The sequence below is a fragment of the Streptomyces flavovariabilis genome (genome assembly GCF_000725785.1).
Taxonomy (GTDB): Bacteria; Actinomycetota; Actinomycetes; order Streptomycetales; family Streptomycetaceae; genus Streptomyces; species Streptomyces hawaiiensis.
Window position 1 is genome coordinate 360924 of sequence record NZ_JNXD01000006.1, and the last position, 22516, is coordinate 383439.

General features: G+C 68.0%; 18 protein-coding genes and 1 pseudogene. 10 read left to right on the forward strand and 9 right to left on the reverse strand.

The annotated features are described in order from the left end of the window. Positions 1-11 precede the first annotated feature (11 nt). Positions 12-668: a cytochrome P450 gene (locus IO24_RS0113800; RefSeq protein WP_051905900.1), complete on the reverse strand. Its 657-nt coding sequence runs from the start codon at positions 666-668 to the stop codon at positions 12-14. Positions 669-707: 39 nt separating this feature from the next. Between IO24_RS0113800 and IO24_RS0113805 the strand changes: the two genes are divergently transcribed. Both IO24_RS0113805 and IO24_RS40650 read left to right on the forward strand, forming a co-directional pair. Then, positions 708-953 (forward strand): hypothetical protein, encoded by a 246-nt coding sequence (locus IO24_RS0113805; protein ID WP_078965989.1) that lies wholly within the window; start codon positions 708-710, stop codon positions 951-953. Then, complete coding sequence (locus tag IO24_RS40650; RefSeq protein ID WP_234335385.1) at positions 950-1882, forward strand: DEAD/DEAH box helicase; 933 nt, start codon at positions 950-952, stop codon at positions 1880-1882. Before IO24_RS0113805 ends, IO24_RS40650 begins: the two co-directional genes overlap by 4 nt. A 1514-nt stretch (positions 1883-3396) precedes the next feature. Here IO24_RS40650 and IO24_RS46345 read toward each other — a convergent pair. The 8 genes and pseudogenes from IO24_RS46345 to IO24_RS0113850 form a co-directional block, all read right to left on the reverse strand. Next, on the reverse strand, positions 3397-3606 hold the full coding sequence (locus IO24_RS46345; RefSeq protein ID WP_051905901.1) for a polysaccharide deacetylase family protein: 210 nt from the start codon (positions 3604-3606) through the stop codon (positions 3397-3399). Positions 3607-3633: 27 nt separating this feature from the next. Continuing rightward, a pseudogene (locus IO24_RS47575) lies at positions 3634-3918 on the reverse strand (polysaccharide deacetylase family protein); the annotation flags it as partial. Between the two features lie 116 nt (positions 3919-4034). Next, positions 4035-5525 (reverse strand): glycoside hydrolase family 43 protein, encoded by a 1491-nt coding sequence (locus IO24_RS0113825; protein ID WP_045297056.1) that lies wholly within the window; start codon positions 5523-5525, stop codon positions 4035-4037. A gap of 14 nt (positions 5526-5539) precedes the next feature. After that, positions 5540-6349, reverse strand: coding sequence for a cupin domain-containing protein (locus tag IO24_RS0113830; RefSeq protein WP_063768070.1), 810 nt, complete (start codon positions 6347-6349; stop codon positions 5540-5542). Then, the gene (locus tag IO24_RS0113835; protein ID WP_199808886.1) at positions 6346-7269 is read right to left on the reverse strand and encodes a DUF6807 domain-containing protein; all 924 of its coding nucleotides are present in this window, start codon (positions 7267-7269) and stop codon (positions 6346-6348) included. Before IO24_RS0113835 ends, IO24_RS0113830 begins: the two co-directional genes overlap by 4 nt. Further along, a complete protein-coding gene (locus IO24_RS0113840) occupies positions 7262-8389 on the reverse strand; it encodes a Gfo/Idh/MocA family protein (protein WP_031135498.1) in 1128 nt (375 codons plus the stop codon). The genes IO24_RS0113835 and IO24_RS0113840 overlap by 8 nt, the downstream gene beginning before the upstream one ends. Before the next feature lie 276 nt (positions 8390-8665). Continuing rightward, the gene (locus IO24_RS42915; protein WP_078899507.1) at positions 8666-10381 is read right to left on the reverse strand and encodes a substrate-binding domain-containing protein; all 1716 of its coding nucleotides are present in this window, start codon (positions 10379-10381) and stop codon (positions 8666-8668) included. 87 nt (positions 10382-10468) lie between these two features. Continuing rightward, complete coding sequence (locus IO24_RS0113850; protein WP_078899506.1) at positions 10469-12469, reverse strand: RICIN domain-containing protein; 2001 nt, start codon at positions 12467-12469, stop codon at positions 10469-10471. Positions 12470-12953: 484 nt separating this feature from the next. Between IO24_RS0113850 and IO24_RS0113855 the strand changes: the two genes are divergently transcribed. From IO24_RS0113855 to IO24_RS42920, 8 genes are all read left to right on the forward strand, one after another. Then, complete coding sequence (locus IO24_RS0113855) at positions 12954-14753, forward strand: RICIN domain-containing protein (protein WP_031135505.1); 1800 nt, start codon at positions 12954-12956, stop codon at positions 14751-14753. Positions 14754-15026: 273 nt separating this feature from the next. Then, positions 15027-16055, forward strand: a complete 1029-nt coding sequence (locus IO24_RS0113860; protein WP_031135506.1) for a LacI family DNA-binding transcriptional regulator — start codon at positions 15027-15029, stop codon at positions 16053-16055. A gap of 553 nt (positions 16056-16608) precedes the next feature. Further along, a complete protein-coding gene (locus IO24_RS0113865) occupies positions 16609-17922 on the forward strand; it encodes an ABC transporter substrate-binding protein (RefSeq protein ID WP_045297054.1) in 1314 nt (437 codons plus the stop codon). 55 nt (positions 17923-17977) lie between these two features. Continuing rightward, positions 17978-20038, forward strand: a complete 2061-nt coding sequence (locus IO24_RS0113870; protein WP_051905908.1) for a beta-galactosidase — start codon at positions 17978-17980, stop codon at positions 20036-20038. A gap of 119 nt (positions 20039-20157) precedes the next feature. After that, complete coding sequence (locus IO24_RS0113875) at positions 20158-20982, forward strand: carbohydrate ABC transporter permease (RefSeq protein ID WP_244310213.1); 825 nt, start codon at positions 20158-20160, stop codon at positions 20980-20982. A 70-nt stretch (positions 20983-21052) separates the two neighbouring features. After that, on the forward strand, positions 21053-21880 hold the full coding sequence (locus IO24_RS0113880) for a carbohydrate ABC transporter permease (protein WP_234335358.1): 828 nt from the start codon (positions 21053-21055) through the stop codon (positions 21878-21880). A 150-nt stretch (positions 21881-22030) separates the two neighbouring features. Beyond that, positions 22031-22168 carry a hypothetical protein gene (locus IO24_RS46350; RefSeq protein WP_244310214.1) on the forward strand — a complete coding sequence of 46 codons (138 nt, stop codon included), beginning with the start codon at positions 22031-22033 and terminating at the stop codon, positions 22166-22168. Continuing rightward, positions 22165-22446 carry an alpha-amylase family protein gene (locus IO24_RS42920; RefSeq protein WP_052686598.1) on the forward strand — a complete coding sequence of 94 codons (282 nt, stop codon included), beginning with the start codon at positions 22165-22167 and terminating at the stop codon, positions 22444-22446. The genes IO24_RS46350 and IO24_RS42920 overlap by 4 nt, the downstream gene beginning before the upstream one ends. Positions 22447-22516 lie beyond the last annotated feature (70 nt).

The following is a 22516-nucleotide window of genomic DNA, read 5'->3' on the forward strand; positions in this document are numbered from 1 at the left end:
ATGGGGACGGCTCAGGGGGTTTGCCAGGTGACGTGCAGCGAGGTGAGACCGCGGAACACCCAGCCGTCCATGCGGTTGTCTGCGCCTTCGACGAGGCGCAGTCCCTTCAGACGGCTGAAGACGAGGGGCCAGGCGACCGCGCTGACCTCGTGGCGCGCGACCCACGCGCCCATGCAGAAGTGGGGTCCGCCGCCGAAGGCGAGATGGGGGCGGTGCGGGCGGTCGAGGTCGAACTCGTCGGCCCGCTCGAAGACCGACTCGTCCCGGTTGCCGGAGGCGATGACGAGGGCGACGCGGCTGCCGGCGGGCAGGGTGACGCCGGCGATCTCGTGGTCCTCGGTCAGCTGGCGGGGGTACATGCCGATCGGTGAGATCCAGCGGGCCGTCTCCTCGAAGACCCGCTTCCAGCACGCCGGGTCCTTCAGCGCCCGCTCCAGCGCCTCGGGGCGTTGCAGCAGCGCCCAGGCGCCCACGCCGAAGACGTCACGCGGCTCGTTGACGCCTCCGCCGATGATGACCTTGACGTTGTTCTGGATCTCGGCGACTTCCACGGGCTCGGCCGCGTGGACCATGGAGGAGATCACCGAGCCGTCGGGCTCGCGGCGCACGGCCTCGTCGTCTACACCGCCGCGGGAGACGCCGAAGGCACCCTCGGCGGGCTCGTGCATCAGGGCGAGCCGCCACGCCTCGCCGAGACCCTGCTGCGCATGACCGAAGCCGCCGCCTGGTGCTCCGCCGACCCCCTCTGCGCCGAACATACCGGCCAGGGCTTCGGCAACCTCAACCGCGCGGCCTGCCACGCCTGCGCCCTGCTGCCCGAGACGAGCTGCGAAACCGGCAGCACCCTCCTCGACCGCGCTCTCGTCGTCGGCGGCGAACAGGTGCCCGGCTTCCTGGAGTCGATCGTCACGGCCGCCCGGAGCGCCGCGGTGGATGCCCTGGAGGAGATGTGACCCTCACCTACCTCGACCTCGTACCGGAACAGCGCTCCTGCCTCGACGGCCTCCCCTTCGACGGCAATCACCTGATCAGCGGTCCGCCCGGCAGCGGCAAGAGCCTCCTGGCGGTCCAACGAGCCATCATGCTCGCCCTCACCGGAACCCCGGCAGTCCTGTTGACCCGGTCCAACCTGCTCCGCCAGTCACTGGCCGCGACCGCACACGCGTGGCTCACCGAGTGGTACGGCGGACAGCCCCCACGCGGCACGGACGGCTGGTTCGACTGGCCCGCCTTCTACGACCGTGCCGTGGAGACCGGCCCGGTGCCCGGACTCACCCTGGTCGTCGACGAAGGCCAGGACCTGCCCCCGGAGTTCTATCGCCTCTGCCGTCTGCTCGGAGCGCGAACGACGGTCCTCGCGGACGAGTGCCAGCGGCTGACCGACGCCAACTCCACGCTTGCTGAGATCGCCGAGCGGTTGGGCCGCTGCACATGTCTCGCACTTGACGGCAACCATCGCAACACACGCCAGATCGCGTCCTTCGCCGCACACTTCCACACGGGGACCGGTCTGCCTGTCCTCCCGGAACGCGAAGGCCCGCCCCCGCGCCTGCACCGTCTGCCGAACGGCGGCGCAGCCGACCTGCTGATCCTTCTGGCGCAGAGGCACCCGCAGCAGCGCATCGGCGTGATCGTGAACTCCACCGACACCCAGTTCTCACTGCTCGGCAGTCTGGAGCGCAGAGCACCCCGGCTCAAACCACAGCTGTACACCTCCCGGGCCCGAGCGGCACAAGGCCGTTACCGCAAGCTGGACCTCGGTCGCCCGGGGATCGTGCTCATCCACCGGGCGAGTGCCAAAGGGCTCGGCTTCGACACCGTCGTCATCCCCGACACGCATACGGACGCGGCGGTCGATCCCACTTCGGCTGCCTGCGCATGACGTATTACGTGCTGGCGACCCGGGCACGACGTGAACTCCATTTGGCATACGAAGGAAAGGCCGAGCCACCTCTGTGCGCCCAGGTGGGGCCCGGTGACCTGTGGCGCGGATGACGAAGGTTGGAGGCGTTGGCATCGGCACATGCGTCTCCGTTGCGGCCATGACGGGGTTGAGGACTTGCCTCGCGACCCTGCTATGCGTTGGGAAGAGCGGCAAGGGCGAGTGTGAGCCCTGAAACACCTGAGGACAGCTGACCAGACATGCCAATCGTTGTACTCTCCGAAGACCGCCCTTGACCTGCACAAAGCAGGCAGGGAGCAGACAATTCGGGAGCCACTCCATGTTCCGTACCATGTTCAAGTCCAAGATCTAGCGTTTGCGTGTTTCTGCAGTTCAAGTCCCTGATCGCCGCCTCCAGGTCAGCAAATGGTCAGCATCAGGTCGGACGGTGTCCGGCTTGCTGACCTGCACCCGCGGCAGGGACCTGCTGCCCCGCCCGACGCCTGCTCGGAAGGCTTGATATGTGGCTCGACAGCTCACCCGTGGGATGGGGTCCTTCTTCAAGGAGTGCGGTTGTTCCAGGCCGATCCGCTGCCCGCACCCGTACACAACGCGGATCCGGGACGCTCTCGGTAAACAGCGTGAAGAGGCCGGCCACGAAACGCAGGACGACCGAACGAGCGCCTGACGCAGATCCACGCGGAGAGAAAGGCAGACGGCGCCATCCGTTGCCGAGGCCCGCCGGGAACTCGATCAGCAGACGGTCGCGGAGTACGCGAAGCAGTGGCGACCCCGGCAGCGCAGGATGACGGAGCACTCCACGGACTGGCACGTGGACAGCTCCATCAACGTGCACATCGTCCCCGCCTCGGATCGAGGAAGCTGAACCCCGTTCACGCCGATCGTGCTCAGTTTCCTGGACGAGTTGGAGGTCGATGACGTGGGTCGCGGCAATCAGGTGAACATCTTTCGGACCCTGAAAGGCCATCCTGCGGGACGCCTATGGCACGGGGGCCACGGCGGACGATCCTGTGAAGTGGGTCCAGAGTTTCCAGCGCTTGAGATCGTCATGATGGTGGGCTGTGGCGTGCGCAATGGCTAGGCCCGGGCGGTGAACCTCGACAATGTCGTGGGGGATGACGTCTACCGGGTTCACAAGCAGATCCACTCCAACACGCACAAGCCGGCGAAGCTGAAGCATCGCAGGGTGGGCGAGTTCCGGGAGGTTCCTCTGCCGCGCTCCGTACAGCACACATCCTCGATGCGCACTCTGGGATGCTGCCTGAACGAGGTCGCCGCGGAGACCGTCCCGGGTTGGCAATCCAATACGCGACCATGGTGGCACCACAGGCACAGGTTGCAGGGACCGTCCAACGGCGTCCAGTCAATCCAAGAGCGAGTGCGACGACGAGTCCGCGGGCAGAGCGCTGTTTCTGACTGTCTTCGGTCTGACCTCGCTCTCCTGGCCGTCCTCGATCCGGCCCGGCAAGTCCTCCCTGGCGTCCCCCTCCGCCTCACAGCGTGGCCCGCAGGTGGCTGACGGTCACGAAGTGGTAGCCGCGGGCGGTGAGGGCGCGCAGGATCTGGGGGACGGCGGCGACGGAGGTGGCGTGGATGTCGTGCATGAGGACGACGTCGTTGCGCTGGGTCTTGTCGATGACGGTCTGGGCGACCTTGGCGGGGAAGCGGTACTTCCAGTCCTCGGTGTCGACGTCCCACAGCACCGGCGAGAGGGTGGTGGCGGCCTTGACGGTGCGGTTGATGGCGCCGTAGGGCGGCCGGAAGACGGTGGGGGTCTTGCCCGTGGCGGCCTTGATGGCGGCGCTGGTGCGGTTGAGCTGGGAGGCGATCTGCTGGGGGGTGAGCCCGGTGAGGTCGGGGTGGTTCCAGGAGTGGTTGCCGCGCCGCGACCCTGCCCCCGCTGGTCGGGGCTGGTTGCCCAGACGCAGCCGGCCGATGGAGCAAAACCCGGCGGGCCGCTGACGGTGCGCCAGGATCCGCTCGGGGCGTCGCTGAGCCTGCGGTCGGCTGAACAGGTTCTCCGGGGCGACAGGTCAGGAGGCCCGCGGTCCGGTCCAGCCCATGCACGACCCGCGGCGCACCTCGTGAGGCAGAGTCCGGGTCAAGGGAGTACGTCCGTGACGCGGCGGAGTCAGGCGCGCTGTTCGGCGAACCGGACCCGGCGGACAAGGACCTCCCGCGACTCGGCCCACACACCGACCAGGCGCCCGGTGAACCCGCCCGCCACTTCGGTGGAGAGATAGCGTCCGTCCAGGCGGACGAGAGCATCGGCGCCGCTTCCGTCACCGATGCCCAGTTCGATGTCGTCCGGCCCGTTCCAGGTCGGCTCCGTGGACCGGATGCGGAGGGTGACAGGGGCGTCGGGCAGCGGGCGGGAGTCGAGAACTGTCTGGATCTGTCCGATACGTGCGATGGCCGTGACTTCGCCGTCGGCGACGCGCAGCCCGTACCAATGAGCACCATCAAGCCGTAGGGCGACGGTGAAGGCGCCCTCCCCAGGATCGACGAGGAAGTCGGTCTCCCAGTGGTCTCCGCCGACCCGGGTGAACAGGCCCGAGGGCTCACCGTTCTCGCTCGGTGCGTGACCCACGACCATCCCGTCCGGCGCGCGGCGGACGAAGCGGTCGGGACGCTCGCCGGGCGAGACCCACCTGAGATGCAGTTGGGGCGCGGAGAAGTCGTCCTCGAAGTCCCGCTGCCCGGTGGGGACGCGCACGCTCGCCGACGCGAAGTGTGGCCAGTCGTCCACCCAGGAGACGGCGGCGAGAAACGTCTCACGCCCGTTCACATGGAAGCGGGGACTACGGCCTCGGGGCCGTGTGCCGAGATACACCGCCGCCCACGTCCCGTCGGGGCGCTCGACGAGATCGGCATGACCGACGTTCTGGACGGCATGCGCCGTGCTGCGGTGGGTGAGGACCGGATTGTGCGCGGCAGTCTCGAACGGCCCTCGCGGGCTGCGGGAGCGCGCGACCGACACCACGTGGCCCCGGTCGGTGCCGCCTTCGGCGATGACCAGGTACCACCAGCCGTCGCGCCGGTACAGATGTGGTCCTTCGGAATGGGCGAGGCCGGTACCGTGCCAGATCCACCGCGGCTGCTCGAGGGCCACACCCCGCTCCAGATCGACCGCGACCTGCCTGATGCCGATCTCGGTCTCCGACCACGAGCAATAGGTGACCAGGCACGTTCCCTCGTCGTCCCAGACCAGGTCCGGGTCGATGCCGTCGAGTTCGGTCAGGCACACCGGCGCGGACCACGGCCCGGCCGGGTCGCTCGCGTGGTAGATCTGATGACCCCCGCGAGCATCGTCGATGTTTGTGGTGATCAGCCAGAGTCGGCCCTCGTGGTGGCGCAGGGTCGGGGCGTAGACGCCGCGGCTCGACGGCGACCGGCCCGCGGGGAACTGATCCTCCCGCGTCAGGGCGTTGCCGATCTGACGCCAGGACACCAGGTCCCGGGAATGCCAGATCGGGATGCCGGGACTGTACTCGAACGATGAATTCGCCAGAAAGAAGTCCCCTCCGACCCGGCACACCGATGGATCGGGGTACATCCCCGACAAGATCGGGGTGGTCGCAGCATCTGCGCTGCTACCGTCCTCAGGCAGTATCGAACTCATTCGAAACGCTTTCCTCAGCTCAACCCGGGAAGATCAGCACCCGGTCGGACACATTCTTCAGCATCGGCCGCGAACAGGCCTGACTTCCGCCCGGCCGATGTGCCGGCCCGGCGGGCCGGGTCGTAGGCGTGGAGGAAACCGCACATGCCCAGCGTCTGTCGGGAAGGCTGGGCGATACGCGAGATCTCCGCGCTGAACAAGTGGTTGAAGCGGCACTGCCGCAGTGCGTCGATCTGCCGCAATGCCGTGTGCGCGGCGGCCAGTGCCCCGTCGCTGACCGTCTTCTCCCAGGTGTCCAGAAGGGGTTGGACGAGCCGCACCGCTGCCGCGCAGAAGTCCTCGTACGCCGAGCGGTTTCCTCGCCGCCACTGCCGCTTCAGTTCGGTGAAGCCGGTGATGGCCAGGTCCCTGCGAGCCTGCGCGCGCTCGTGGCTGGGGCTGCCGTCGGCGTCGAGGAGTGAGGCCGCTCCCGGGTAGGTCTCGGGGGACAGGTACTCGGGCGGGAACGTCATGACCGCGTCGCCTGCCTCGGGGAGGCCGCTGTTCTGCATGACGACGATCACGCGCAGGTCCCCGTCGTTGATGGCTCGGTGGATCGTGCCGGGGGTGAACCAGACGACGTCTCCGGGATGCAGCTCGGTCGTCGTGAGCCCCTTGTAGTTGAGGGTCTCCAGGCGGCCGCGGCCGCTGACGACGAGGTAGCACTCCGCGCAGGTGAGGTGCATGTGCGGCGAGCCGCCGTGTTCCTCGTCCGCCGTGGGCCAGGGGTATACCGCGAGCTGGCTGAGCCCCACGGCTCCGGGGAAGTCGGGGTGTGAGGTCACAGCGCGAACTCCTCTGCGATCGGTTCGAGTTCGCGGCGATCCACCATGCGGTCGAGGAACACGAAGCGGTGGTTCAGGCGCAGCGTCTCACCGGGTTCCAGCTTGATCTCCGTGTCGAAGGCCGGCGAGGGGTTGAGGCAGGCGAAGGCGCTGGTGCGGGCGAACCACGTCAGTGGGGTGGAGGCGCTGGTGGTGCCGGCGTAGGCGAGGACCGTGGCGCCGCCGTCGAGTTCGTCGTGCTCACCGGCGATGGCCGCCCAGGCGCCCCGGGTACCCATGACGGCGTCGCCCTCGTGGCCCCCGTCGGCGATGACGTCCGCACCGGTCCAGGCCCGGGGCCCGCGCCAGAACAGTCCCGTATAGCCGGCGTTGGGGCGGCCGTGCGTGGAGGGGCTGCCCATCTCCAGTGGTTCGCGGTGCACGTTGGTCAGGGCGGTGGTGAAGTCCAGTGCCCAGACACCGCCGGCGGTGTCGGCGCTGTGGAAGCGGAGCGTGCGGGTCTCGTCGATCCACACCTCGTCCCGGGAGGAGATCCAGTCCAGGCCCTGGACGACGGACACCTCGCTGCCGCCGAGGTCCTGCGGCTCGAAGGCGCGGTGCACCTGTCGGCCGTGGTTCTCCTGCCAGACGTAGCCGTGGCCGGGCGCGCCCTGCTGGAAGGTCGGGCCGCCCCAGAAGTTGTCGCCGGACAGATGTGACCAGGTCATCTGCAGGCCCTTGTGCCAGCGGTGGTCCCAGGGCCGGTAGACGCCCACGGGCGCGCCGGAGAGGGTTCTCAGCGGATAGAGGTAGGGCTTGGGGGACTCTTCGAGGGGGGTGACCGGCCGGTACACGTACGTGGCGAGGTCCGTGCCCGCGGCCGAGACCACGAACTGGTTTCCGGCGGCGTCGTGGTCGATGCGGAAGTGGGTGTCAGACACCGGTCTTCTCCTTGGCGGCGTTGTCCCGGGCGGCGCCGGGGCGACCGCTCATGGAGTGGTAGACGGGGCTGGCCGGGCTGATCATGTCCGGGGTGACGGGGCGTCCGGTCCGCGCCGACTCGTACAGGGCGGCGATGAAGGCCAGGGCGCGGCGGCCGTCGTCGCCACTGGCCTCGGGGCGTTCCCCCGCGCGCAGCGACCGCAGCAGCACGCGCAGTTGCGCGGCGTGCGAACTGGCTTCGTCGTCGAGCGGCGCTCCGAGCTCCACGACCGTGGCGCCGGCCCGGTGAGGTGCGGGGGTCCACGTCCAGTGGGAGTTGTCGTAGCCGTACAGGTGGGACAACTCGACCGTGGCCTCGGGGAAGTCGAAGCGCAGGTAGCTGGTCTCGCGGGGGGAGAGGAGGCTGTTCACCATGGACACCATGGCGCCGCCGGCGAAGCGGACCATCGCCATGGAGACGTCCTCGGTCTCCACGTCGCGGGCCAACGTGCCCATGGCGGCGCGGACTTCGGTCCACTCGCCCATCAGGGACAGCATGAGGTCCATCTGGTGGATGCCATGGCCCATGGTGGGGCCACCGCCCTCGGTCTCCCACTTGCCGCGCCAGGGAACCTCGAAGTAGGCGTCGTCCCGGTACCACAGGGTGTGGCAGACGCCGACCAGGGGAGCGCCGAGGCTGCCGGTGCGGATGTGCTCCCGCAAGGCCCGGGCGGCGGACCCGAACCGGTGCTGGAACACATAGGAGACATACGGGCCGCCCTCGCGCTCGTGGGCGGCGACGGCGTCGTACTCGGCCACCGAGAGGGTGGGAGGCTTCTCGCACCACACCCACGCGCCGGCGTCCAGACAGGCGGTGATGGCCTCGCCGTGGGCGATCGGGGGCGTGCAGACGATGACCAGGTCCGGGCGCTGCTCCTGGAGCATCCGGTCGAGGCCGTCGTAGGCGGCGGGAATGCCCCAGCGGGCGGCGAAGGCCTCGGCGCGCTGCAGGTCGACGTCGACGACGGCGATGACGGTCGCCTCGCCGTCCTGGGCCTGGACAGCGGGCATGTGGCAGCCTTCGGCGATGTTTCCGGCGCCGACGATCGCCACCCGCGCGGGCTGGCTGTACTCAGTCATGTGGCTCTTTCGTGGAAGCTCGGGCGCTGCCTGGGCGCGGCACTGGGGGTCGTCGAACCGCTGACGAAGAAGGTCGGTTCGAGCTGCTCAGCCCAGGGCGTGCACGCATGGCCGTGCGGTCGAGGGGAACGGTTCTGTCGGACGAACTCGGCTCTCTCGCCGATGTGAACGCGGCGGCAGAATGAACGTAGTGAACGGTCACCTTGACGGTCAAGAGTTGCGCAGTGATCGTTCACTTTTTCGCGTGTGACGTCCCGGCAGGGACACCGGAGGGACTCAGCGAGGGGCCGGGCCGCTCGACCCACGCGGCACGAGGTGGAACAGATCTGTGACCTCGGCCTCCGGCTCGGGCTCGCCACGCAGAAGAGCGAGCAGCGACAGCATCGACTGGCGGCCGACCTCTTCCTTGTTGATGTGCACCGTCGAGATGCTCGGCGAGAAGTACCGGGTGAACTCCTCGTCGTCCCATCCGAAGACGCTCATCTCCTCGGGCACCCGCGTACCGCGGTCCTGGAAACCGCGGAGTACCCCAAGGGCGACGTAGTCGTTGGCGGCCAGCACGGCCGTCACGCCGGAATCTGCGGGCAGGTCCCGCGCGGCCTCGTAGCCGGAGCGCACGGACCAGTCGCCGTCGACGACGCCATAGGACGTAAGGCCCAGGCGCTCGACCGCCTCCACGTAGACCGCCCGCCGGTTGCGCGCCGAGGCCCAGTCCTGCGAGCCGGCGACGTGGAGGAACCGGCGGTGTCCCTGGTCGGCGAGGTGGCGCAGGATCTCCTCGGCGGGCCGTCCGTCGGCCAGCCGTCCCCGGGACTGGAGGTTGTCGTCGTACTCGCCCAGCACCACCACGGGCTGCTGCCCGACGCCCTGGCCGCCGGCGAGGTCCCCGAGCGGCACCAGGGACAGCACCCCGTCCGCCTGCCGGGTCTCCAGCAGGGACAGCACACTGCGGGCGCGCCGCGACTCGCCGCCCTCCAGCCCGACGACGTCGGTCATGTACCCGGCCTCGTGCGCCGCGGCCGAGGCGCCCCTCAGCAGAGGGATCGGGACGAAGCCGCTCAACTCGGGCAGTACGATGGTGATCCGGTGGGACCGCTGCGTGCGCATCGACCGCGCCATGAGGTTGGGCCGGTAGTCCAGCTCGGCGACGGCCCGCTCGATCCTCGCTCGCGTCGCCGGCTTCATGCCGCTGTCGTTCTTCAGGAACCGGGACACGGTCTGGTGCGACACGCCGGCCCGCTTGGCGACCTCCCATATGGTCGGCCGCTTCCTCTCCGGGCTGGCGGCCGCCCCCGGGCCGGCGGACTTCCCGGCGGGCCGACCGGCCTTCCGTGCCGGCAGAGGACGCCTCGCCTGCTCGCACAGAAACTCCAGCAGCTCCGTGCCGGACGCCTCCGCGGGCAGCCCGTAGGCACCGGCGAAGGCCGCGACCCGTGGCGCGAGGTCGTCGACGCGCACCAGGTTTCGGGCGGCGGCTTCGGCGACGAACGCGCCCGTACGGGCCGCGTCGGCACGGTCTTCCAGCAGGTCGACGACGGTGCGCGGCACGGTGGTGACGGGCAGCCCGTCGACGACGGTGATGTCCTCGGCGTCCGTGCGCCTCCGGTGCAGCACGACGGTCTCGTCACGAGTGGTACGGCGTGAGGAGACCGTCAGCTCCACAGGGTCGGTGGGCCGGCCGCCCAGGCCGTGCACCGCACACGCGGAGGTGTGGGAGACGACGCCCCCCCCGGGGCCGTCGGTGCGGCGGTCCCGCGCCGGGGTCCCGGGGTCCAGCCGCAGCCACGCGACCTTGATCCTGAGGTGCTCCGGCGGGGGAGAGGCGGCCAGGCGGTACACCCCGTGGCCGACACTCTCCAGCGCCCCGGACCGCTCCAGCCGCAGGAGCTGGACGCCCTGCACGCCGTCCAGCTTCGCCTGGGCGGTGGTCACCAGACCCCACTGGCCGGCGGCCCTGGCGTCCAGAGCCCGCAACACGTCGGCCTGACTCATTCGGCAATCATTACACAGGCGCCCTGCGCCGTCCTTACCTGTTGTCCTGCCTTCCGGCCTCGCGAGGGAGGGGCGGCGGGAGGGCGGCTACTTGGGCTGGAACTCCCAGACCGTGCTCGCGTCCTGCGTTCCCGTGTTCCACTTCGCCTCACCCGCGGCGTTCCCGTACAGGTAGGCCCTTCCCGTGTGGGTGTTCCTGACGCGGAGCCCTCCTGCCGCGACCCCTTCCAGGTTCCAGAGCGAGGCGTCCGAAACAGTGCCGGTGTTCCATATGACGTTGTTGGCGCCGGCGCTGGTCTCCAGATAGAAGCGTCCCGTCCGCGCGTTCTTGACAGTCCAGGATCCGGACGAGTCCTTGGCGACGATCCAGTCCTGGTCGTCGTAGGTGGTCGCGGCCGAGAGGATGACCGCACCGTTCGCATCGGTGTCGAGGTACTTGCCCGAGGACGTGTTCCTCAGCTTGTACCGCGCGCCGCTGACAAGGTAGGAGACCCGCACGCATTCCTCGGCCGCCAGGGTGATTTCGGTGTTCCCGGACACGGTGCTGTACGCCTTGGTGCCGGACTTCACCCAGTTGTCGTTCGCGTCGTACTGTCCGGTTTCGACGGACCGTACGACGCCGATGGTTCCCGGCAGCGTGAACGTGGCCTGGGTCGTGGTGGTGAAAGCGAACTCGGCCGGACCGCGCCTGACGCCGAATGCCTGCGCACCGCTGGATGTCGTAAACGTGATGTTGACGCCGCCCACGGTCTTCGTGGTCGTGGTGCTTGCGGTCGCAGCCCGGTTGAACGTCTGCAGGTTGGTTCCGCCGCGTTCCACCGGAGTCCTGCTGGCGAGGTCCCGGTGGATCTTGTTCAGCGCGTGATTGAGCCGGGCGACCTTGTCCGAGACGGCCTGGCGGGTGACGACCTTGGTGGTGGGGTTGAAGTCGTACAGGCCGTGGTCGCTGCTGCCCGTGCTGGAGTCCGGGTCCAGGGCGGCGTACAGATTGTGGGCGGTGTTGCCGGCGATGGCGTTGAACTTCTCGACGTCCGCTGCCGGGGTTCCGCCGAAGTTCTCCATGATCATGGGGAAGTTCTTCCCCTGGGCCCAGGTGGCGTCCCTGCCGTAGTTGTAGAGCGTGTCGAGGCCCGTGGTGTACGGGTCCTTCCCGAAGAAGTCGATGGTCGCCGTCCCCTGGGCCCTGAGGGCCTCGTTCTCGGCGACCGGAACCGTGTCCCCGCTGCCGGCGATGTTGGTCCGGGTGTACACCGAGTGGTCCGACTGCTTGATCACCTGTCCCAGCTGGGTCAGGTAGTTCAGCAGCACGTCCTTGCGGAACTTCGTCGCGTCGGTGTATCCGCCGCTGTTCCACAGGTTGGTGCTGTAGGTGCTGTAGCTCCGGTCGATGGACTGGCCGCCCTGCTGCTTCGACACGTTCGGTTCGTTCAGCACCTGGACGCCGATGAGGGTGTGAGCGGTGTCGACGGACGCGATGTGGGCCATGAGCTGACCGAGCACATGCTTCTCCCTGGCGAGCATGTTCGGATCGGTCTTGTCCAGGAGAGGGTTGCCGTTCAGGGTCAGCTTGGTGCCGTCGGACCTCACCACGGCCTGGTAGTCGTTCATCACGTAGGCCGGCATCCGGGCCGCCAGGGATGAACCGGTCGATTCGTGGCTGAACCACAGGATTTCCAGCTTGAGGCCGTACTCCCCGCACCAGGCCAGGTACTTGTCGATGTCGGTGAAGTCGAAAACATCCTTCGAGGTCTCCACCTTGGACCACCAGATCGGGATGTTCACGACGGTGAACCCGTCGTCGCGGATCATCCCGAGCACCGGCTTCAACTGGGCGTCCGTCCAGCCGAACGTGTACTTGTGCTTCTCGTACCGGAACTGGACGCCACTGTGGAAGAAGGGCTTCCCGTCGACCATCAGGGCGATCTTGTCGTACGTGGACCTCGATGTGTCGACGTGGGACACCACACCGCCGGCCGCGGCTGCCCGCGGGAGGCCGCCGACGAGGTTCAGCGCCATGCCCCCGAGGGCTGCCGCCCCGCTCGTGGCGAGGAATCTGCGGCGCGACCAAGTGCCGGTGTTCGACTTCATTGCACTACCTCCGTGTCAGGTGAGAACTTCAGCCGGATAGTGAACGATCACGATTTGGGGTTCGATGGCGCCCGTAGGAAACCTTCGAGGCAGGGATGTCGGGCGCAGCGCGATCGAGCCGACAGGCGATGGCGGGGCCCTGGCGATCGGAGGTTGACTGAAACCAACGATGGCGCACATAAGACTGTCTGAAACGCTTGCGTGTCAATGGTGTGAACGGGGAGAGTTTCGTCGCAGTCCAGGGCGGGTGGGCTCCGGTCGTGCCGGTGGGACTCCCGCGAAGTGAACGATCACCCGCAGACCTCTTGACCGCCAAGGTGAACGATCACTACGTTGCCCCTGCTGTTGTCGGACACCTCATCACTCCCGGTACTTCGTGGCTTTTCTGTGCGCCCTCGGGCCGAGCCACGGCCGGGCCCCCTTCCTCCTCCGCCGGGCACCGGTCGGTATCACCAGACCAAGGGAGATCAACGTGTATACGGTCATGCGCAGAACGGGCCCTCGGCCCCGAAGATGGGCCGGCTCCCTGGCCGCCGGCATCCTGCTCCTCGCCCCCTTCCTCGCAGCTCCGGCCGCCTCCGCCGCCGAAACGCCGGGCGCGACGTTGATCAACGAGGCGTTCGACGCTCAGACGACCCCCGCGAACTTCGGTTTCCCGGTCGGGGCCGCCGTCGGCAACGGCGTACTGGAGGTCACGAAGGGCATGGGCAACTACACGACGTCCGTGCGGCCCTTCGCGTCGTCGATCACCCAGGAGAAGACACTCGACCTGCGGTTCGACTGGAAGACCGCTATCAGCAGCACCGGGATGAAGACCGGTCTGGAACTGCGCGACAGTGCCGGACGCCTCGTCTTCGGCATCGCCGCGACCGGCGCGGAATTCCGCTACGCCGCGACGGGCCCCGACTCGGACTCCACTTCCGCCCCGGACTCACTCAATCCCACCTGGACCAAGATCAGCTTCGACCGGACCAAGTGGTACACGGTCGATCTGCACATGGACTTCACTCTCGGCAAGGTCCAGTACACGGTCACCAGCAAGGAAGCCGCGCCGAAGGTGCTGGTCTCCGCCACGAAGAGCATCACGGGACAGAACCTGGCGAAGCTCGTCGCCTGCAACTACTACGGCACCGGCGTGCAGTCGATCGACAACTTCCGCCTGACCCGCCCCGCGAACCCCGCCTACGGATCCCTCGCCGGCTCGTCCGTCTACGCCTTCGGTGACAGCATCGTCTACGGGCACCAGTACGCGCGCAGCTTCGTGAACTTCGTCGCCGAACGTGAGGGCATGACGCTGACGAAGTACGCGCGCAACGGCGCGACCGTGGGCCCGGCGCCCACCGCCACCGGTGGACAGATCCTGAACCAGGTGAAGTCGGCGAGCTCGCAGGCGCCCGACTTCGTCGTCTTCGACGGCGGCACGAACGACGCGATGGAGATCCACGACTCGCACACCTACGAGGTCGGCACCGTCAGCGGCTCCCAGGACCCCGCCACCCTCGACCCCGGCACCTACGCCGGGGCACTCGAAACCACCATCTACACGATGCGGCAGAAGTGGCCGACCGCCCAGCTGGTCTACGTGGCCGCCCACAAGATGGGCTCGCGCGACTGGGACACCCAGCTCGCCCTGCGCCAGGTGCAGTTGCAGGCCGCCCAGAAGTGGGGCGTCGCGGTGGCCGACGTCTTCGGGGACGCGACGCTCGACACGCGCGTCGACGCCCAGCGGGTGGCGTACACCTTCGACGGACTCGTGGGCGGCTACCCGGGCAGTGGCGGCAGCGGCACGCATCCGAACATCGCCGGGATCACCGACTTCTACGTCCCCGTGCTCTCGTCGGAACTGTCCCAGCTGGCCGACACGACGACGCTCAAGGCGCGGCACTCGGCCAAGTGCGCCGAGGCGGTCGGCTCCTCGACCACGGCCGGGGCCGCGATCGAACAGGCCGGTTGCTCGGGCGGCGACGACCAGCGGTGGCAGCTGCACGAAGTCGGCGGGGGCTACTACCAGATCCTCTCCCGGCACTCGGGACTGTGCCTCGACGTGACCGGCTCCTCCACGGCGAACTCGGCCGCGATCGTCCAGCAGACCTGCGACGGCCGCACCAGCCAGCAGTGGCGGCTGAGCGACACCGGCACCGGCTACGTCGAGATCATCGCCCGGCACTCCGGCAAGTGCCTCGACGTGGACCGGGCCTTGACGACGGACGGGGCGCGGCTGCTGCAGTACACCTGCTGGAACGACGAGCAGCACACGAACCAGCACTGGACTCTGCAGGTCTGACATGAGGAACGCGTGCCGCCCGGTGACGGCGGACTCGGCGGCCGGCCGCACGTCCCGGACAGGGATCATGCGGCCGGCCGGGCCGGACGATCCGCAGGGCAGCCGGGCAGGACCGGCCGATGCGGTCGGCTCCGGAGAGACAGCAACAGTCAAGGGCCCGGCCTGCCATGGAGAACTGGGCAGTACAGTACCGATGGGCGTGCGGGGCGCGGAGATGCGGCGGGGGGCGGCACGGTGGACGCGGACACGGGACCGGAGAGATCGGAGCGGGACGTGAAACGGCCGAACCCGCCGTCCAGGAAGCGTCCCACGATTCTCGACGTCGCGGCGCACGCGGGAGTGTCGCATCAGACCGTCTCGCGCTTTCTGCGGGGCAACGGGGGCATGAAGCCGCAGACGGTGGCCCGCATCGAGCAGGCCGTGGCCGACCTCGACTACCGGCCCAACCTGGTGGCGCGGTCGATGCGCACCCGCAAGTCCAACCGCGTCACCGTGGTCCTGCCGGCCATGACGACCTTCGTGCCCTCGCAGATCCTGCGGGGAGCGTCCGCCGAGGCACAGGCGGCCGGCTACCAGCTGGACATCGTCGGCCTGGAAGGCGACGAACGGGTCAGGGGGGACCGTGTCCGTGCTCTCCTCGACTCCGGTCAGGCAGACGGAGTGCTGACCTTCACCCCCATCGGCGACCTGGAGAAGCTGGGGCTGGACCACACTCCGACCGTCGTCATAGGTGAGTACGACGACCAGATGCGGTCGCACGGGATCACGGCTGACGGCGAGCCCGCCGCCATGATCATCGATCACCTCGTCTCCCTGGGCCATCGGCGTTTCGTGCATGTTGCCGGCAGTACGGACTGGATGTCGGCACGAAAACGACGCGAGGTCTATCTGCGGACGGTCGCCGAGCGGGGCCTGGAGAACTACGCCGTCATCGACGGTGACTGGTCCGTGCGGTCCGGATACGACGCGGCCCAGGGCCTGTCGGCTGACTCCGGTGTCACCGCAGTTCTCGCCGCCAACGACGACGTCGCCATGGGCGTCATCCGTGGCTTCCAGGACCGCGGGTGGCGGGTCCCCGAGGACGTGAGTGTCTTCGGCTGGGACAACCAGGAGTTCACCGCGTACTTCAATCCGTCCATCTCCACCGTGGATCTCGACCGCGAGGCCATGGGCCGGCGGGCCATGCAGGCCCTGCTCGCCCGCATCCGCGAGGAGACCGAGCCGGAACTGCATCTGGACCTCGACTGCAGCCTCGTGCTGCGCGAGTCGTCCGGACCGGCGAGGACGAACCACACCCTGTAGCCCGTCGGCCCCACCAACCAGCCGTCGCGCAACGGGCGTTCGGGCGGATCGGAGCACCCGGACGCCTCGTCCACAGCCGGCGGGACGCGCCGACCCGGCATGTTCCCGCGCGGTCCGTGCCGCTCCCGTACCGGCCCGGAACCAGTGAAGTCTCACTAAGCACCCAAGTGTTACCTACAGAACCCTTGACCGAGATGTGGTCGATTACTACGCTCGCCGCGTGAACGTTCACTATTGCTGACGCACACAGCCCCGCAACTCGGTGCGATGCTCGCGGTCAACCCCGCGGATCAGCTCGGCACACCGACCCAAGGCTCCAGCGTACGGTCACAAAACCCCCTGTCAGAGCCGCTGCAGCCCACCCGGGATCCCGATGAGCCGGGCCGGCTGCCAGCACCCGGACCGCAGGTAACTTTCGCGGCCCGCAAAGCAGCCGAGTTGTGCAGTCCGCCGCCACGCGGCGAGACGGGCCGGCGCGCACGTCGGCTTCTTGAGACGAAGTTTCCCCCCGTCTGGGCGCACCGCCCAGTGATGGCAGCAGAGGAGCCCCAACATGAACCACTCGTCCCGTCTGAGCAGACGCTCTCGACTCCGGGCGGTCGGGCTGACCTGTTCGGTCTTCGCCCTGGCCCTGACCGCGGGCTGCGCCGGAGACTCCTCCGGGAGCAACGGCGGCAAGACCGTCATCCGGTTCAACTGGTGGGGATCGGACTCCCGGCACGAGATGACCAAGCAGATGATCGCGGTGTTCGAGAAGGAGCACCCGAACATCGACGTCCAGCCCGAGTACTCCAACTGGGACGACTACTGGAAGAAGCTGTCGACCAGCGCGGCCGCCAGTGACATGCCCGACGTCCTGCAGATCACCGACCCGTTCATGTACTCCTACATCGACAACGGGCAGCTGATGGACCTGAAGAAGGTCAAGGACGTGCTGCACACGGACAAGCTGCCCGCGAACTCGATGGCCATGACGACCGTGAAGGGCGGCCTCTACGGTGTTCCGGCCGGCGACAGCGCGTTCGGCATCGCCGCGGACCCGGCGGTGTTCAAGAAAGCCGGTGTGCCCATGCCCGACGACACCAAGTGGTCGTGGGACGACTACGTGAAGGTCTCGAAGGCCGTCTCCAAGACGAAGGGTCTGGTCGGCACGGTGATGCCGCTCTACCCCAACGACCTGGGGCCGTGGCTGCGGCAGCACGGCGAGGACTACTGGACCGAGGACGGCAGCCAGATCGGTTTCACCGAGGGGACCATGGCCGCCTACTGGAAATGGGTCGTCAAGCTGCGTGACAGCGGTGGCACGACCAGTGCGGACGCGGCGGTCGAGGCACTGTCGTCGGGAGCCGGTGTCGAGCAGAGCCTGGTCGCCCAGCACAAGGCGGCCATGACCGACGTGTCCGTGACCCAGCTCGGTGCGCTCGAGGGCGCCAGCGGACGCGAGGCGAAGCTGCTCCTCTTCCCCGGAGAGAAGGGGGCTTCCCAGGTCGGCGCCTACACCAAGCCCGGCATCTTCTTCGGCGCCTCAGCGCGGACCGAGCACCCCAAGGAGGCCGCGGAGCTGCTCGACTTCCTGGTCAACTCGCCCGAGGCGGCCGAGATCCAGAAGTTCGACCGCGGCGTTCCCAACAACCCCGACGTGCTCAAGGCGATCACGCCGGAGCTGTCCCCCGCGGAAAAGCGGATCGCCGACTACCTGGGCCGTGTCAACGCCCTGAAGCCGACCGCTCTGCACATCCCCAACGCGAAGGCCGGTCCCGCTGTCCCCGAGATATTCCAGCGACTCAACGAGGACGTGCTGTTCAACCGTCTGTCGCCGAAGGCGGCGGCCAAGAAGTTCATCTCCGAGATCAAGTCCCAGCTCTGAGCAGTCACGCGTAGCAGCACTTTCGAAAGGAGTCCCCGCTGTGTCCGATCCGCGCATGAACACCTTTCACCGTCGACTGCCGGGAGTCGTCTACGGCGGGGACTACAACCCGGAGCAGTGGCCGAGGGAGGTGTGGCAGGAGGACGTCCGGCTCATGCGGGCCGCAGGAGTGCGGCTCGTGAGCCTGGGCGTCTTCTCCTGGTCCGTGCTGGAGCCGGCCGACGGCCGGTTCGACTTCTCCTGGCTCGACGAGATCATGGACCTGCTGTGGGCGAACGGCATCCACGTCAACCTCGCGACCCCGAACGCCGCACCGCCGCCGTGGCTGGCCACGGACTTCCCCGAGATCCTGTCGGTCGACCGGCAGGGGGTGCGGCACGCCATCGGAAGTCGGGGGCACTTCTGCCCGTCCTCCCCGGTCTACCGGGACCGCAGTCGGCGCATCGCCACCGAGCTTGCCGAGCGGTACCGGAAGCATCCTGGTCTGGCCATGTGGCACATCGGCAACGAGTACCACTCCGACTGCTTCTGCGACCGGTGCGACGACCGCTTCCGTGCGTGGCTGCGGCAGCGGTACGGCACGCTGGTCGAGCTCAATCGCCGGTGGGGCACGGCATTCTGGAGCCAGCGCTACAGCGACTGGTCCCAGGTGCACCTGCCCCAGCCGGTGCGCGGCTGGGTCAACCCCTCCCGTGAGCTGGACTTCTCCCGCTTCACCTCCGACAACCTGCTGGAACTCGTCACGCAGGAGCGTGACCTGCTCCACGCGATCACCCCCGATGTGCCGGTGACCACCAACTTCTTCGGCTGCCGGCTGACCGACAGCCACCGGTGGGCGAAGGAACTCGACGTCGTCGCCTTCGACTGCTACCCCGACCCGGGCAAGCCCCACTCGATGGCCGTCGCCGCCTTCCAGTACGACCTGATGCGCTCGCTCGGCAATGGCCGGCCCTGGATGCTGATGGAACAGGCGGCCGGCGCGGTGAGCCAGTGGAAGACCAACCAGGTCAAGCAGCCCGGCCGGATGCGCCTGGGCTCCTATCAGGCCGTCGCGCACGGCTCCGACGCGGTCATGTTCTTCCAGTGGCGGGCCTCGCCCCAGGGCCAGGAGAAGTTCCATTCAGCGATGCTTCCGCACGGAGGTGAGAAGACCCGTACCTGGCAGGAGGTCAAGGCGCTCGGCAACGAGTTGCGGGCCATCGACGAGGTCGCCACGGCACACACCGGCGCGCAGGTCGCGATCGTGTGGGACTGGCAGAACTGGTGGGCCGTGGAAGGCTGCGCCCACCCCGACAACGCCTTCGACTACCGGGACACCGTGGCCCGGCACTACCGGGCCCTGTGGAACAGTCAGGTCGCCGTCGACGTCGTCACCCTCGACGACGACCTGTCGCCCTACCGCGTCCTGGTCGTCCCCAACCAGTACCTGATGACACGTCGGCAAAGCACGGCGGTACGGAAGTTCGTGGAGGACGGCGGCCATCTCGTCGTCTCGTACTTCTCCGGGATCGTCGACGAGGACGACCGGATCCACGAGGGCGGATACCCGGGCGCCCTGCGCGAGATCGTCGGCGCGCACGTCCAGGAGTTCTCTCCGCTGCCCGCCGAGGCCGCGGTGCCGGTCCAGGCGCCAGGCGAGAAGACCGTGCTGAACGGATTCTTCGCGACCGCCTCGGTGTGGCAGGACGACCTCGAAACGGAAACCGCCCGACCGCTCGCCGTCTACCGCAAGGGCCATCTCGCCGGCAAGGCGGCGGTGACCGAGCACGAACTCGGCCGGGGCCGCGCCGTGTACATCGGCACACGTCTGGACGACGACGCCTTGGAGGCGCTGGTGCAGCACGTCCTGGACCTGGCCGGGGTGCGACCGGTGCACGCCGCACCGCGGGGTGTCGAGGTCACCGAGCGACGAACTCGGACGAGCGTGTACCTGTTCCTGCTGAACCACCGGCAGGACAAGGCAACCGTAACCCTCGACCGCTCCGGCACCGATCTGATCACCGGACGCCGCGTCGAGGCCGGGGAAACGCTCGTCCTCGACGCGGCGGACGTCGCCGTCGTGCGCAGCTCACCGGCTACGTCGCTTCCCTCCGAGCCGCCGTCGGGCGACTCCTGATTCCCGCACCCGCTCCAAAGAACCCGAGGACGATGACTGTGCTTCGCAGACCCCTGAGCCGGGCGGCCAGAAAAGAAGAACGGACCGCATGGGTCTTCCTGTTGCCGTGGTTCGTCGGCATGGCCGGCGTCACGCTCGGTCCGATGATCGCCTCGCTGTACTTCTCGATGACGGACTACAACCTGCTGAGCTCTCCGAAGTGGGTGGGCTTCGAGAACTACAGCAAGATGCTCGACGACCCCCGGTTGCGCCAGTCCCTGAGCGTCACCTTCATCTACGTCGCCCTCAGCGTGCCGCTGCTGCTCGCGGTCGCCCTCGCCCTGGCGATGGTCCTCAACCGGGGGATCAAGGGACTGGCCTTCTACCGGTCCGTCTACTACCTGCCCTCGCTCCTCGGCGCCTCGGTCGCGGTGGGCATCCTGTGGCGGCAGGTCTTCGGCACCGACGGCCTGGTGAACAAGTTCCTCGGACTGTTCGGAGTCCACGGGCCCGGCTGGATCTCCAACCCGGACACCGCGCTGTACAGCCTCGTCGTCCTGCACGTGTGGACCTTCGGTTCCTCCATGGTGATCTTCCTGGCCGGCCTGCGGCAGATCCCCGAGCAGTACTACGAAGCCGCCGCCCTCGACGGCGCCGGCCGCCTGCACCAGTTCCGGCACGTCACCCTGCCGCTGCTCACCCCGATCATCTTCTTCAACCTCGTTCTCCAGGTCATCAGCTCCTTCCAGTCCTTCACCCAGGCGTTCGTCGTCAGCGGCGGGACGGGAGGCCCCTCGGACTCGACCCTCTTCTACTCGCTGTACCTGTACGACGAGGGCTTCGGCCGGCTTCACATGGGCTACGCCTCGGCCATGGCATGGCTGCTCGTGGTCATCGTCGGCTTCCTGACCGCGATCAACTTCTACTTCAGCAAGAGATGGGTGTTCTACGGTGACGGTAAGTGAGATGACACCCTTGAAGGCGGATGCCGCCCCTTCGCCCGCTCCGGCGCCTGCCGCGGTCCGACACAGGCGGGTGGCCCGTATACGCGCCAGGCTCAAGCACGTCGTGCTGATCGCCTTCGGGCTTGTGATGGTCTACCCGCTGTTGTGGATGATCGCCAGCTCGATCAAACCCGACGCCCTGATCTTCCGTGACCCCTCGCTGCTGCCCACGAAGACCGACTTCAGCCACTACGCCGACGGCTGGAACGCGCTCTCGCACCCGTTCGGGCTGTACCTGCTGAACTCGGCGATCGTCGTGCTGGGTGCGCTGCTCGGCAACCTGGTCAGCTGCTCCATGGCGGCCTACGCCTTCGCGCGGCTGAAGTTCCGCGGGCGGGCGTTCTTCTTCGGCATGATGATGCTGACCCTGATGGTGCCGGTCTACGTACTCATCATTCCGCAGTACGTGATGTTCTCGAAGATCGAGTGGGTCAACACGTTCCTCCCGCTCATCGTCCCCAAGTTCCTGGCTACGGACGCCTTCTTCATCTTCCTCATGGTCCAGTTCTTCCGGGGTCTTCCCACCGAGCTCGACGAGGCGGCCAAGATCGACGGAGCCGGGTACTGGCGCATCTACTTCCGCATCCTGCTGCCGATCTCGCTGCCCGCCCTGGCCACCACCGCCATCTTCACCTTCATCTGGACGTGGAACGACTTCCTGAGCCAGTTGATCTACCTGACCAAACCCGAACTGCAGACGGCGCCCGTGGCCCTGCGCAACTACGTCGACGCCACCAGCGGAGCTTCATGGGGATCACTGTTCGCGATGTCCGTCGTCACCCTGATCCCGGTCTTCATCGTCTTCCTCGTCGGCCAGCGCTACCTGGTCAAGGGGATCGCGACCACGGGAATGAAGTAGCCGCAGCGCGCACGACCCGGGGCGGCTTACCGCCCTCAGGGACTCTTAGCCCGCGCCTCTCCCTCAACGAAGAACGACACGACCATCGACCGCCCAGGCCGACCACGCTGCCGCGAGTCCCGACCATTTCCCCTCCTCTTGGAGTGCCGCGTGTTCCGCAGCGTTGCACGAAGATGGACCAGGCTCATCACCGCCCAACTCATCGCCGCCGGACTCACCGTCACCGGCGTGGCGTCCCTCGACCGCAGGAGCCCTCGGCACTCCTGTCCGTCGAACCGGCCGCTGTGAGCACCAGTCAGATGGGCGTCGCCCCAACGCCGATGGGCTGGGCGTCCTGGAACAGCTTCTTCAGCAACATCGACCACAACGTGATCAAGCAGCAGGCCCACGCCCTGGTCTCCTCCGGCATGGCGGCGGCCGGCTACAAGTACGTCAATCTCGACGACGGCTGGTGGCCAGGCCGGCGCGACGCGAAAGGCAACATCGTCGTGGGCGAGACCCTGTGGCCCTGCGGTATGAAGGCGATCGCCGACTACATCCACAGCAAGGGCATGAGGCCGGCATGACTGCTGGGCGGCGGTGTTCGGCCCCACGCCGTAGGCGGCGCGAAGACCGGGGTGAGGGTGGTGACGGGAT